This is a genomic window from Ruminococcus sp. YE71, from assembly GCF_900119155.1.
Lineage (GTDB): Bacteria > Bacillota > Clostridia > Oscillospirales > Ruminococcaceae > YE71.
The window spans coordinates 20,149-33,106 of sequence record NZ_FPIR01000019.1 but is presented as its reverse complement, the minus strand read 5'-3'; the positions used below and the strand labels follow the sequence as shown (position 1 = coordinate 33,106).

Sequence of the window (12,958 nt, the reverse complement as noted above, 5' to 3'; positions counted from 1 at the left end):
AAAGGGGGTCGGGCTGACCCGTCCCCCATCTTGTGGTTTTACTTGAAGTACTTCACGCCGTTCTCAAAGATCTGCTGATCCTTTTCGCCGGGAACGTTCTTGCAGACGCCCACGCCCTTACGCTCCGAGTGACCCATCTTTCCGAGCACTCTGCCGTCGGGCGAGGTGATGCCCTCGATTGCCTGAACGGAAGTGTTCGGGTTGCACTGGATGTCGAAGGTCGGCACGCCGTCGAAGTCAACGTACTGAGTCGCGATCTGACCGTTGGCAGCCATCTTCGCAACTTCCTCAGCCGTCGCAACGAAACGTCCCTCACCGTGCGAGATAGCGATGTTGTGGATGTCACCCACCTTGCAGGATGCGAGCCACGGGCTCTTGTTGGACGCGATACGTGTGTTGACCATCTTCGACTGGTGACGCGCAACGGTGTTGAAGGTCAGTGTCGGAGAATCGTCTCTCATGGGCACGATCTCGCCGTAGGGCACGAGACCCAGCTTGACGAGCGCCTGGAAGCCGTTGCAGATACCGAGCATCAGACCGTCACGGTTTTTCAGCAGGTCGTGGATAGCGTCGGTAAGTCTCGGGTTTCTCAGGAAGGAAACGATGAACTTGCCCGAACCGTCAGGCTCGTCACCGCCCGAGAATCCGCCGGGCAGCATTACGATCTGCGACTGCTTGATGAGCTTCTCCATCTCGTCAACAGACTCCTCGATCATGTCGCTGTTGAGGTTTCTGATAACGAAGATCTCCGCCTCGGCGCCTGCCTGCTCGAAGGCTCTTGCGGTATCGTACTCGCAGTTGGTGCCGGGGAATACGGGGATGAGCACCTTCGGCTTCGCCACCTTGATGGCAGGAGCCTTGCGCTCGGTCGCTTCGTAGGAATAAGTCTCGGGCTTCTCCTTCGGCTCGTCAACGTGAGTCGGGAATACGGGTTCGAGCTTGTTCTCCCAGAGGGATTCCAGCTTCATGCCGTCGATAACGTAGCCGTTGTCTATAGTATATGCCTCGGTGGTCTCACCGATGATGCGAAGGTCGGTCTGAACGCCGTCCGCAAGCTCCAGCACGAACGCGCCGTAGCAGGGGGTGAACAGCTCAGCCGCGGTCAGCTTGTCGGTGAACTTGAAGCCGATGCGGTTGCCGAAGCCCATCTTAGCGACAGCCTCAGCGATACCGCCCTTAGCGGTGGTAAAGCAGCTCAGCACCTTCTTCTCGGCGGTGAGTGCCTCTATCTTCTTGAATACGCTCTTTAACGAATCGAAATCAACAAGACCGTTCTCGTCGTACTTCGGAGCGATGTAAGCTACCCTAGAGCCCGCCTTCTTGAACTCGTCGGAGACAACGCTGTCAACGTCGGTGACAGCAACTGCGAAGCTCACCAGCGTAGGCGGAACGTCGATGTGCTCGAAGGTACCCGACATGGAGTCCTTGCCGCCGATAGCCGCGCAGCCCAGCTCGCACTGTGCCTTGTAAGCGCCCAGCAGAGCCGAGAAAGGTTTGCCCCATCTCTTCGGGTCGTTCTGGGTGCGCTCGAAGTACTCCTGGAAGGTCAGGCGAACGCCCTCGTACTTGCCGCCTGCCGCAACTATCTTAGCCACCGACTCAACGACAGCGCTCATAGCGCCGTGATACGGGCTCTGAGAGGACAGATTCGGGTCGTAGCCCCAGCCCATCAGCGAAACGGTAGTTGTCTCGCCGCCGATAACGGGTATCTTCGCCGCCATAGCCTGCGAAGGTGTATTCTGATATTTGCCGCCGTAGGGCATCAGCACGGTGCCTGCGCCGATAGTCGAGTCGAAGCGCTCAACCAGACCCTTCTGCGAGCATACGTTGAGGTCGGAGATCATGGACTCCCAGCGCTCCGCATTATCCTCGCCTGCGTCGAAGCCGACGGTCGGGTTCGGAACGGAAACGGTGGTGTGCTTCTCGGCGCCGTTGGAGTTGAGGAACTCTCTCGACAGGTCAACGATGGTGTTTCCGCACCAGTTCATTCTAAGGCGGGGCTCTGCCTGAACTACCGCCACGAGGGTAGCCTCAAGGTTCTCCTTTGCAGCCTCGGCCATGAACTTGTCAACGTCCTCGCGTGCGATGACTACCGCCATTCTCTCCTGAGATTCGGAGATAGCGAGCTCTGTGCCGTCGAGACCGTCGTACTTCTTGGTGACAGCGTCGAGGTTGATGGAAAGACCGTCGGTCAGCTCACCGATCGCTACCGAAACACCGCCTGCGCCGAAGTCGTTGCAGCGCTTTATCATCGAGGTGACGGTCGGATTGCGGAACAGTCTCTGGAGCTTTCTCTCCTCGGGAGCGTTACCCTTCTGTACCTCTGCGCCGCAGCTTTCCAGCGAGTGGAGGGTGTGCGACTTGGACGAACCCGTAGCACCGCCGCAGCCGTCGCGGCCTGTCTTGCCGCCCAGCAGGATGACAACGTCGCCCTCGGCAGGTCTCTCGCGTCTTACGTTAGCCGCAGGAGCCGCACCGATAACAGCGCCTATCTCCATTCTCTTAGCAGCGTAGCCGGGGTGATATACCTCGCTTACGTGACCCGTAGCAAGACCGATCTGGTTGCCGTAGGAGCTGTAGCCGTTTGCCGCAGTAACGGTGATCTTGCGCTGGGGGAGCTTGCCCTCCATAGTGTCCTCAACGGGCACGAGGGGATCGGCAGCACCCGTCACGCGCATCGCCTGATAAACGTAGCTTCTGCCCGACAGCGGGTCGCGGATAGCGCCGCCAAGACAGGTTGCAGCACCGCCGAAAGGCTCGATCTCGGTGGGGTGGTTGTGGGTCTCGTTCTTGAACATCAGCAGCCAGTCCTCATCGGTGCCGTTGTTGTCAACGGTGATCCTGATGGAGCAGGCGTTGATCTCCTCGCTCTCGTCGAGGTCGTCGAGGAAGCCTGCCTTGCGCAGCTTCTTCGCGCCGATAACAGCGAGGTCCATCAGAGTCTCGGGCTTGTCCGTTCTGCCTGCGTAGAGGTCGGCACGGGCAGCCTGATAGTCTGCGTATGTATCCTTGATATACTGCGGCTCGATGTCCGCCTTGTCGATGATGGTCGAGAAAGTGGTGTGACGGCAGTGATCCGACCAGTAGGTGTCGATCATGCGTATCTCGGTGATGGTGGGGTCGCGCTTCTCGGTGTCGCGGAAATATGCCTGACAGAACTTGATGTCGTCAAAGTCCATAGCAAGACCCAGCTCGGCAATCATAGCCTTCAGCTCGTCGTCCGACTTGCCGATGAAGCCCTCGACGGTCTTTACGGTAGTAGGGATCTCATAGCTCACGTCAAGCGTCTTAAAGCGGTCAAGGCTCGCCTCGCGGGACTCAACGGGGTTGATGATGTAGTGCTTGATGGTATCAAGCTGTTCCGCGGTCAGCTTTGCGGTGAAGATGTACACCTTAGCCGACTTTACAGCAGGACGCTTTCCGCCGCGCAGAAGCGAGATGCACTGTGCGCAGGAGTCTGCTCTCTGGTCGAACTGTCCGGGCAGATACTCGGCGGCGATAACGTGGTCGTTCTCGCCAAGTTCGGGAACGTGGTCATAGGTAACGTCAACGGCAGGCTCGGAGAACACTACCGGAACAGCCGCCCTGAAATCCTCTTCCGAGAGACCCTCGGCGTCATAGCGGTTGATGATGCGGACTCCCAGCTCCTCGAAACCGAGTGCCGAACGCAGGCTCGCAGCCAGCGAACGTGCCTCAACATCGAATCCCGGCTTCTTTTCAACATAGATCCTGTAAACAGACATAATCAATATCTCCTTTATGTTACGGAAGCTTTCTGCTTCGCGTTGCTACACATTATTATACCACACAACGACGCATTTTGTCAACACGATTCCCAATATGTTAAATGAAAATAATTAATTATAACCTATTGCAAATATCAAAAAACCATGTTATAATATTATTAAGCACGTAAAAACGCTTAACAAATTGCAAAAACGCCCACCGATCCGTGTGTGCAGCAAAGAGCCCCCACCAAAAACGGCACAAATCAGACCCGTAAGGCTCTCACAACCGTCTTTTTGGCAAGGGCTACACCATACAGCAGAAGAATCGCAAACTTACAGTTCAATACCATATACGAAAGAACAACTCCCTTTGCCCAAAAAGCATAAAAAATTTTTGGAAGAGGGTCTGGGGAGAACCCTTTTTATAGCCGTGCGCAGCCACGGCGGGTTTCACCCAATAAAAGCACAAAGGAGGACAGGTGCATGAAACAGCTCCAGTTTGAGTACACTGACAGAGCCACACTGCAAAGAGATCTCAGGAAGACTACGTTATGGGCAAAGAATGCCATGTCATCCTGTGTTGTGATAGACATTTTCACCGAGGACATCGAAATTGACGAGCTCGACAGCATCATCTCGCTCATCGGCGAGGAAATGCCGGACGCGCTCTACCGCGGCTGCTCGACCAACGGCAACATCATCCGCGGCGGACAGTCGAAGAAGCGCACCGTTATCGTCTGCACAATCTTTGAATTCCCCTCGACACGCGTCGAGATGCGCCAGTACGCTCTCAGCGACGAGACCGAAAAGAGCGTCACCGACGACCTCTGCGCCTACGTCAAGGCGAACAGCTGGGTCAAGGGCGTGAGTATGCTCGTCACCATCCGCGGGATGTCCATGACAAGGTTCTGCGACGACCTGAACAAGCTCCCCGACCATGTGGAAGTGTTCGGCGGCGGAGCATTCGCGGCGGACATAAACAACAACGTCGCCTACGTCTTTTCGGGCGTGGGCAAGTGCGAGACAAACTCGGTGGTCTTCACCCTCTACGGCGGCGAAGACCTGCATATCATGACTACCCACATCACAGGCTGGAAACCTCTCGGACGTGAGCTTATCGTCACCCGTGCAGAGGGCAGCGTCCTCTACGAGCTCGACCACAAGCCTGCTTACGATACCTACTACCACTTCCTGCGCATCCGAAACGATGAGCATTTCTTCAACAACACGCTGGAATTCCCGTTCTTCTACGAGAAAAACGGCATGAACATACTCCGCGCTCCCACCGCCGCCAACGAGGACGGCTCGCTGCTGATGACCGCCGATATCGAGACCGACGTCCGCGCACGCATCGCATACGGCGACCCCTGGACGATACTCGACGACGTGCGTCAGGGCTGCGTGCAGATAGGTCAGTTCCAGCCAGAAGTCATCCAGGTCTTCTCCTGCGCCGCACGCCGCACCTTCTGGGGCAGTGAGGCTTACAAGGAGACCCTGCCGATGCAGACGATGGCTCCGACCTCGGGATTCTACACCTCGGGCGAGTTCCTGCGCTCAAACAACGACGTCAACCAGCATAACGTCACCCTCGTCTGCGCTGCCATGCGCGAGGGCGGCAGGACCAGCGAGACCGCCGCAAGATTCGAGATGACCGAGGAACAGCATTCGGGCAAGGTCTCCATGATAAACCGCCTTGCCACCTTCATCGAAGCCGCCACCGAAGAGCTAGAAACTATGGCAAAGACCGACGGTCTGACAGGTCTTTTCAACCGCCGCGAGATACAGCAGCGCATCACACGCGCTCTCGAACGCCACCCACGCGATACCGCGCTCATCATGATAGATGCCGACTATTTCAAGCACGTCAACGATACCTACGGTCACGGCGAGGGCGACGACGTCCTCAAGGGGCTCTCCGATATGATACGCCGCACCGCCGAGGAACTGCCCAACAGCGCCTACGCGGGACGCTGGGGCGGTGAGGAATTCATGCTCTGCCTGACGGGCGAAGCGGCATCCTTCGCTGAAGAGACCGCCGAACGCATCCGCCGCGAGTTTGAGGATCACTGCTTCCCTCTTGCGGGTCACCAGACCGTGAGCATAGGTCTGACCTACCTGCGCCCGAACGAAACGACCGACAGCGTATGCACACGCGTTGACGAAGCCCTCTACGAAGCCAAGAAAGCAGGCAGGAACCGCATCTGCACCATTAAATAACGGCCGCGTCCGCATGGCTTTCACCGCCCGAAAGGCAAAAGTATATTTAGCAATACACATCTAAATCGAGATTTCCAAAATACGATATATTGTGCATTTCTACAAAAATCATGGCGAAATGTTGAAATATACGGCCGACCGATGTATAATGTAATTAAGTACATTGAGTTCGGGAGGGGAATTAATATGGAAAAGTTTAAGGAAATTCTTTCAAACATCAAGGAAAAGCTGCTTATAATGGACAGATATGACTACTTTCCGCTGAACAAGAAGCTGCCGACTTACGAGATGATAAACTGCGCAAAGCTCATCGGTATCTACATCGGCGCACTGATCGTCTTCATAGCTATCTTCGTTCTGCTCGGCATGGGTCTTCCTGCATGGATAAGCTGGCTGTTCAAGGTCATCGGAGTTGTAGGCGGCGTTTACTCGCTGCTCGGTTTCTGTGCTGTCCTCTACGACATCACACAGAATTACCAGTAACAGAACAAACACAGGTGCTTTCGGGGCAAACGTTCCGAAAGCACTTTTTTCGTTTATCGGGACTTTCACTTTCGGCGCGGCGGCAGCATATACTGGTATAGCATCAGACCGAAAGGAGTGAAACAGTTGGTCAATTTCGATAACTCTGCCACCAGTTTCCCGAAGCCCGACAGCGTCCGTCAGGCGGTGATGAGCGCATTCACGCGCTACGGCGGCAACCCGGGGCGCGGCGGTCACAGGCTCTCGGCGGAAACAGCCGAAGCGGTCTACTCGGTGCGCGAACAGGCGGCACAGCTGTTCGCGGCCGAGCCCGAGAACACGGCGTTCACCTCAAACTGCACCCTCGCGCTGAACATGGCGATAAAAGGCATGATGCAGAACGGCGGCCACATCATAATCTCGGGTTACGAGCACAACGCCGTCCTGCGTCCCGTCCATACTCTCGCGAAGCGCCGCATCGCATCCTACTCGGCAGCGACCGTTTCCGACGATGACGACGAGACCCTTGAAAACATCCGCTCCCTCATCCGAAGCGACACAAAGTGCGTCTGCTGCACCGCCGCTTCAAACGTCACGGGACGGATACTCCCCTATCGGCGCATCGCCGAGCTCTGCAAGAGCTACGGGCTGTGCTTCATCGTGGACGCGGCGCAGGCGGCAGGTCTGCTGGACATCTCCCTCAACGACGGCATGAACTTCATCTGCACGGCAGGTCACAAGGCACTCTACGGACCTTCGGGAACGGGACTGCTCGTTTCGGACGGACGCTTCACCCTGTCAACCGTCATCGAAGGCGGCACGGGCGCGACTTCGTCCGAGCCCGAGCAGACCCCCTTCGCACCCGAGCGGTACGAGAGCGGCACCGTCAACACCGCAGGCATTCTCGGTCTCGGGGCAGGCATCCGCTTCGTGAGGTCGAAGGGTACGAAGAACATTCTCGCACACGAGCTTTCGCTTTGCGACCGTCTCGAAGAAGGTCTGCGCAGGGCCGGCGGCGTGAAGCTCTACCCCTGCGAGCGCCGCGTCCCCGTCGTGAGCTTCAACATCGGCGAATTCAACGCGCAGGCGGTCTCGGCGCGGCTGTCAGACAAGGGCTTCATGCTCCGCGGCGGACTGCACTGCGCTCCCCTCGCCCACCGCGCCATCGGGACGCTCGGACAGGGGACGGTGCGTTTTTCGCCGTCGGTGTTCAGCACCCGTCAGCAGACCGACGCACTCGTCCGCGCCGTTGCACAGACCGCCGCCGAGCTCGGAAAAGGGCTGTAACGCGATCCCCTCTCCGCGCATATAATGTATCAACGGCGACCGCCGATGATATATATCCTCCGAAAAAGGCATCTCCGCCCCGACTGTCAGCCGAGACGGAGATGTCCGTATTTTTTTACAGATTTTCGGATCAGTGCTTTTCAAAGAATTCCTCGACGAGTTTCGTGTCCCCCTTTCGGTTTCGCTCGCTGAGGTTTCCGACTATCTGTTCTTTCAACGGTAATGGGTCTCCGCCAAGCCACTGACGAACAAGTTCAATAAGTTCCTCAGATCTCACACCTATTCCCCTTCCGATCTTATCATACGCACTCTGATACGTTATCACCCTGTTCTCACTGATCTCCCTTACAGCCGAATTTATCATGCTTTTCACTGATGCCGCATCGAACTGCGAAGTTCCCCTCATTTTGCAGCTGTCCGAAATTTCACCCAGTATCTCAACAATGATCTCGGCTTTTGCGGATGTAGGAAGCCGTTCGGAAGTATCGCCCCGAACATCCCTCTCCGAAATGATGACAGGCGCTTCAAATCCCTCAAATGCCGTCACGTAGCACTCGGTGTATGTCCCGTCCGTGTAGTAAACGACTATTTTCGAGATCTTCTTTCTGCCGCTGCCCGCATACATATTTTCGTCAAAAATGTTGTTCTCTGCCATATCTGTCCCTCCCATTTTACGGTAATAATCTCTGTACGGCTATGACATCATTCTCATTCAGCGCGTTACTCAACATCAGCTCACGCAGCTGCGAGTTATCGCCGCAGAAAAGCGCGGAATACAAAGGCGGCAGCCAGTCGTTCCTCTCCATGCCGCAGCATCTCGCCATCGCGGAATCGACCGTGCTGCGCTCAACACCCGAAAGCTTCGCCTCTCTGTTCACAGCGTCCAGAAAAGCCCTGTCAAGCTCAAGAACGCCGTACTGCGCGCTTATCGAACCCGAACCCGCCTTCTGTATAAGTGTGCTGACCACCGAAATAATGTGTGACATCTTTGCCGAGACCGAAAATTTGTTATACTTTCTCATAGATACCTGTCCTTTCGTAAATACTGACTTTAAACTTACTGAAAACAATGCATCGTTTCTGTATAAAGCGGCATGAACGTGTGATGTTATACCGCTTTCCGTGATCATATTATACCACGTTTTCAGTTTTTTTATCAAGCGATTTTCAGCATTTACGTAATTTTCATGTACTTGCACGAAATTCCGCTTACAGATTTGTACATATTTCGCAAAAACGTAAAATTATAAGTAATTACGTATTGCCTGTCGCCCCATATTTTCCGAATATTCAGAAAAAAACCTTGCACAGCGGAAACATCTGTGTTAAAATATAGAACGGAGATGATACTATGCAGGAATACGAAAGATTCATAAACAGGTTCTCGAAGCTCGGAAAGCGCGTTGACGACCTCTCGCGCATCGGCAGGCTGATGAAGGCGGTCGGCGACCCTCAGCAGCGGCTTCGGTTCATACACGTCGCAGGCACCAACGGCAAAGGCTCGTGCTGTGAGATGCTCGCGAAAACGCTGACGGCGGCAGGCTACAGAACGGGACTGTTCACGTCGCCCTACATCATTCGCTATAACGACCGTATCCGCATCAACGGCGAGGACATCACCGACGCCGAGCTCAACGAGCTCGCCCTGCTTATCGAGCCGTCGGTCGATGCCTGTGGCGAGGGATTCTCGCAGTTCGAGATCACGCAGGCGATGGGTCTGCTCCACTTCGCGCGGCAGAAATGCGATGTCGTCGTGCTGGAAACGGGTCTCGGCGGAAGGCTCGACTCCACCAACATCATCCCGCCCCCCGAAGCCGCCCTCATCACCTCTATCGCCCTCGACCACACGGCGATCCTCGGCGATACCATCGAGGAGATAGCGATGCAGAAAGCAGGCATCATCAAGCGCGGCTCGGCGGCGGTCTGCTCGGCGTGCGTGAAGGACGGCGCACTGACGGTCATGCAGGAACAGGCAGAACGCTGCGGCACACATCTCCGCACCCCCGACATGAGCCGCATGAACGTTCGGCGCTGTGATATGTTCGGCAGCGAATTCGACTACGGGGATATGCGCGGTCTGCGGCTGATGATGGGCGGAACGCATCAGCTGTACAACGCCGCCGCCGTCATCGAGACGGCGGAAGCCCTGCGCGAACGAGGCTTTTCGATACCCGAAGCCGCCCTCCGCAAGGGTCTGACGGCGCAGATACCCGCACGTATACAGATGCTCAGCCGCGACCCCCTCGTCATCGTTGACGGCGGTCACAATCCCGAGGGCATCTCGGCACTCGCCGCGACGGTGGGTACCCTCGGCTGCAAAAAGCACTTCGTCATCGGGATGCTCTCCGACAAGGACAGCGCCGAAGCTGCGCGACTCATCGCGCCGCACGGAGACAGGTTCGTCTGCGTTGACAGCTTCGCCCCGAACGCGAGGAACGCCGCCGAACTCGCAGAACTTCTGAAAAGCAGCGGCGCAGATGCCGAACCTTCGACCCTCTCCGCCGAAGAGACGGTGGCAAGGGAGCTGGCGTCCCTCGGCGAGGACGAAGCGCTCATCATCTGCGGTTCGCTGTACCTCGCGTCGCTGTTCGCAGGCGGTATTGAACATCTCGGGAAGTGAGTCAGGCTCCCCGAGAGTCGGAATAACAAAAAGACCCGAACGCTGCAAAAACGTTCGGGTCTGTGTTTTTTTCAGAGCTGTGCTGTAAGGTCGCGGATGTTCTCGGGGCGACGGTGCTTTGAAAGACGCTCGGGAGTGAGGTCGCTCAGTCTGCCGCGGTAGATGAGCTCAAGACCTTTCAGCTTTTCGATGTCCCTCGGGTGGTAGAGGGATGCAGGCTTGACGAGTGTCACGGCGCGGTGCCGCTCAAGCAGCTCGGCAACGAACTGTGAGCAGAAATAATGCTTTTCGAGCTTGAACGGTATGCCGAAAAAGCAGGCGATAGGTCCTAAATAATTGTAGCCGTACTGCTCTTTATTAAGGTACATCCGCTGAAGCTCGTTCTCGATGTCCTCGTAGGTCTGCTCGGTGACTCTGAGCTTGTAGACAGCGCAGGGTGCGTTGGGGCTGAGGCTCAGAAGTCCTGTTTTGGTGCTTTCCTTAACGAATCCCGCAGGTATCGGCAGAGCCGTGAAAATGCGTGCAAAGCTGTAGAGCGAGTTGCAGCAAGGGTCGAAGCCGACAGATGCGTGGGTGTAGTTTGTTTTTGTGAAAAATGCGATCACTCGTGAAAAAAAGGAGTTCGTTCTCACAAGAAATATGTAAAGTGTACGTTTTTTAAGACGCGAATCAAGTCTTATCTCGGTCATAAACGACTGCTCCTGACAGTAATAGATTTTTTATATTGCCTTTTATCTATAATATTATATCACATTCCTATCACTTTGTCAAACACAGATGGACAAATTCTAAAAATTGTCATAATTATGTAACTGTTAGTTTCCGCTTACGCAACAACTTTTGGGAGCAGTCACAGCATTCGAGCATTTTCACCGCCCGAAGGTGATATACTGTTCACAGGAGGAGGCAGGAGAATGAAGGTCTACATAGATATACTCATGCTCACCAACGCCGTGATAACCCTCAGCTATCTTGGCTGCATTTCCGCCGTCACCCACGAAAAGCTGATGCCGCGCCACGAGCTGACAGCCGCCGCGATGAGTGCGGCAGGTTCGCTGCTGCTGATGATCGACTGCGAGGGTTTCTGGGCGGCGTTCGCCATGACGGCGGGCAAGCTGGCGCTGGTCATCATGATCGTGACCGAGGCTTTCCGTCCGAGGTCGTTTTTCGCGCTGGCAGGACGGACGGCGGGGTATCTGCTCTGCGACGTGGTGTTCGGCGGATGCTGCATGGCGTGGGTCTGCATCACCCACCGACGGATACTCTTCGTGCGGAATTTCGTGCCCTATTTCGACGTGACGCTGCCGCAGCTGGGTGTCTGCTGTGCCCTCGTGTACCTGTCGGGGATGATGCTCGAAACCCTCAGGCGCAGGAGCTGTGCGAGGGTGAAAAGGTACCGCGCCGAATACAGGCTCGGGGCGTTCTCGGCGGAGTTCACCGCCATAGCCGACACGGGGAATATGCTCTGCGACAGCTTTACGGGGGCGCCCGTCGTCATCTTCCGCTCGGACGAGCTGTACACAAGGTTCAGTCTCGACCGCCCCGAACAGCTGCTTTTCTACGGCTTCCGACCCGTCCCCTTCGAGACCATCGGCGGCGAGGGGCTCATCTATGTGACCTCGAAAGGCAGAGTCACCATCAGCTGCACGGGGATGCGCCGTCAGGTGCGATGCTGTACGGGGATACTGCCCAGCAGAGGGAGCAAGGGCTACGCGGTGTTCAATCCCGAAATACTGTGATACGGACAAGAGATAAGGAGTGGTATGAAATGAGTCTGAGAAAGAAACTTGCGGAATGGCTGACGGAGCTTTACAGGAAGTGCGTCGGGGAGCTTGACAGGGTGGATTACATCGGCGGTGCGGAACAGCTGCCGCCGCCGCTGACAAAGGAAGAGGAACAGGCGGCGTTCGAGCTGCTGAAGACCGACCGCAAAGCCGCCTGCGAAACGCTGACGGTGCATAATCTGCGGCTGGTGGTCTACATCGCAAAGAAGTTCGAGTCGCCGAGCTGTACGAGCGAAGACTTGGTCTCCATCGGGACTATCGGGCTCATCAAGGCGGTAAGGTCGTTCGACCCCGAGAAGAACATCAAGCTCGCGACCTACGCCTCGCGCTGCATCGAGAACGAGATACTGATGTACCTTCGCAAGGCGTCCACACGTCAGCAGGACATCTCGATAGACGAACCGCTTGGCAGCGACCGCGACGGCAACGAGCTTCTCCTCTCGGACATCATCGGTTCGGACGAGGAGACCGCCGCAGAAAAGATGGTCCGCGAGTGCGAACGAAGGACGCTGATGGAAGAGATAGAACGGCTCAGCGACCGCGAACGGCAGATAATGGAGCTGCGCTTCGGGCTGAGGGGCGGCAGAGAGCTGACTCAGAAAGAGGTGGCGGACAGGATAGGCATCTCGCAGTCCTACATCTCGCGGCTGGAAAAGAAGATACTCAAGGCGATGCGGGAACGGATGGAACAGCTGTGCTGAAATGTAAAAAAAATGTTAAATCTTCTGTGGGATACGGCGCGGACTTGACAAATGCGCGGTAATGTGTTATTATTATTAAGCCGCTTGTTTTCGGTAGACGCTAAAGTTATGCCCTTTTGAGGTATACACCGAACGCAGCGAGTTTGTATAAAAAGGCAG

10 protein-coding genes are annotated in these 12,958 nt (G+C 55.9%); 6 read left to right on the top strand and 4 right to left on the bottom strand.

Features of this window, described 5'->3' with window-relative positions; translation table 11 throughout:
* Nucleotides 1-38 precede the first annotated feature (38 nt).
* The gene (locus BT142_RS15185) at nucleotides 39-3,743 is read right to left on the bottom strand and encodes a phosphoribosylformylglycinamidine synthase (RefSeq protein ID WP_072419033.1); all 3,705 of its coding nucleotides are present in this window, start codon (nucleotides 3,741-3,743) and stop codon (nucleotides 39-41) included.
* A 468-nt stretch (nucleotides 3,744-4,211) separates the two neighbouring features.
* Between BT142_RS15185 and BT142_RS15180 the strand changes: the two genes are divergently transcribed.
* From BT142_RS15180 to BT142_RS15170, 3 genes are all read left to right on the top strand, one after another.
* On the top strand, nucleotides 4,212-5,945 hold the full coding sequence (locus tag BT142_RS15180; protein WP_072419032.1) for a sensor domain-containing diguanylate cyclase: 1,734 nt from the start codon (nucleotides 4,212-4,214) through the stop codon (nucleotides 5,943-5,945).
* A gap of 186 nt (nucleotides 5,946-6,131) precedes the next feature.
* A complete protein-coding gene (locus BT142_RS15175; protein ID WP_072419031.1) occupies nucleotides 6,132-6,428 on the top strand; it encodes a hypothetical protein in 297 nt (98 codons plus the stop codon).
* 117 nt (nucleotides 6,429-6,545) lie between these two features.
* Nucleotides 6,546-7,694, top strand: a complete 1,149-nt coding sequence (locus BT142_RS15170) for an aminotransferase class V-fold PLP-dependent enzyme (RefSeq protein WP_347497756.1) — start codon at nucleotides 6,546-6,548, stop codon at nucleotides 7,692-7,694.
* A gap of 130 nt (nucleotides 7,695-7,824) precedes the next feature.
* On the opposite strand, the gene BT142_RS15165 is transcribed toward BT142_RS15170, so the two are convergent.
* Together BT142_RS15165 and BT142_RS15160 are read right to left on the bottom strand one after the other, a co-directional pair.
* Entirely contained in the window at nucleotides 7,825-8,349 is a 525-nt protein-coding gene (locus BT142_RS15165; protein ID WP_072419029.1) for a hypothetical protein, read from the bottom strand.
* 16 nt (nucleotides 8,350-8,365) lie between these two features.
* Nucleotides 8,366-8,716, bottom strand: a complete 351-nt coding sequence (locus BT142_RS15160; protein ID WP_072419028.1) for a hypothetical protein — start codon at nucleotides 8,714-8,716, stop codon at nucleotides 8,366-8,368.
* 329 nt (nucleotides 8,717-9,045) lie between these two features.
* Between BT142_RS15160 and BT142_RS15155 the strand changes: the two genes are divergently transcribed.
* Nucleotides 9,046-10,314, top strand: a complete 1,269-nt coding sequence (locus tag BT142_RS15155) for a bifunctional folylpolyglutamate synthase/dihydrofolate synthase (RefSeq protein ID WP_072419027.1) — start codon at nucleotides 9,046-9,048, stop codon at nucleotides 10,312-10,314.
* 71 nt (nucleotides 10,315-10,385) lie between these two features.
* Here BT142_RS15155 and BT142_RS15150 read toward each other — a convergent pair whose 3' ends face one another.
* Entirely contained in the window at nucleotides 10,386-11,003 is a 618-nt protein-coding gene (locus tag BT142_RS15150; RefSeq protein WP_072419026.1) for a hypothetical protein, read from the bottom strand.
* Between the two features lie 225 nt (nucleotides 11,004-11,228).
* Between BT142_RS15150 and BT142_RS15145 the strand changes: the two genes are divergently transcribed.
* Both BT142_RS15145 and BT142_RS15140 read left to right on the top strand, forming a co-directional pair.
* Entirely contained in the window at nucleotides 11,229-12,053 is an 825-nt protein-coding gene (locus tag BT142_RS15145) for a sigma-E processing peptidase SpoIIGA (protein WP_072419025.1), read from the top strand.
* A gap of 29 nt (nucleotides 12,054-12,082) precedes the next feature.
* The gene (locus BT142_RS15140; RefSeq protein ID WP_084659518.1) at nucleotides 12,083-12,799 is read left to right on the top strand and encodes a sigma-70 family RNA polymerase sigma factor; all 717 of its coding nucleotides are present in this window, start codon (nucleotides 12,083-12,085) and stop codon (nucleotides 12,797-12,799) included.
* Nucleotides 12,800-12,958: the final 159 nt, after the last annotated feature.

Excerpts from the sequence above, each read along its gene's own strand:
- BT142_RS15145 (WP_072419025.1), top strand. The coding sequence starts at position 11,229 with ATGAAGGTCTACATAGATATACTCATGCTCACCAACGCCGTGATAACC.
- BT142_RS15140 (WP_084659518.1), top strand. The coding sequence starts at position 12,083 with ATGAGTCTGAGAAAGAAACTTGCGGAATGGCTGACGGAGCTTTACAGG.
- BT142_RS15180 (WP_072419032.1), top strand. The coding sequence starts at position 4,212 with ATGAAACAGCTCCAGTTTGAGTACACTGACAGAGCCACACTGCAAAGA.
- BT142_RS15175 (WP_072419031.1), top strand. The coding sequence starts at position 6,132 with ATGGAAAAGTTTAAGGAAATTCTTTCAAACATCAAGGAAAAGCTGCTT.
- BT142_RS15185 (WP_072419033.1), bottom strand. The coding sequence starts at position 3,743 with ATGTCTGTTTACAGGATCTATGTTGAAAAGAAGCCGGGATTCGATGTT.
- BT142_RS15160 (WP_072419028.1), bottom strand. The coding sequence starts at position 8,716 with ATGAGAAAGTATAACAAATTTTCGGTCTCGGCAAAGATGTCACACATT.
- BT142_RS15155 (WP_072419027.1), top strand. The coding sequence starts at position 9,046 with ATGCAGGAATACGAAAGATTCATAAACAGGTTCTCGAAGCTCGGAAAG.
- BT142_RS15165 (WP_072419029.1), bottom strand. The coding sequence starts at position 8,349 with ATGGCAGAGAACAACATTTTTGACGAAAATATGTATGCGGGCAGCGGC.
- BT142_RS15150 (WP_072419026.1), bottom strand. The coding sequence starts at position 11,003 with ATGACCGAGATAAGACTTGATTCGCGTCTTAAAAAACGTACACTTTAC.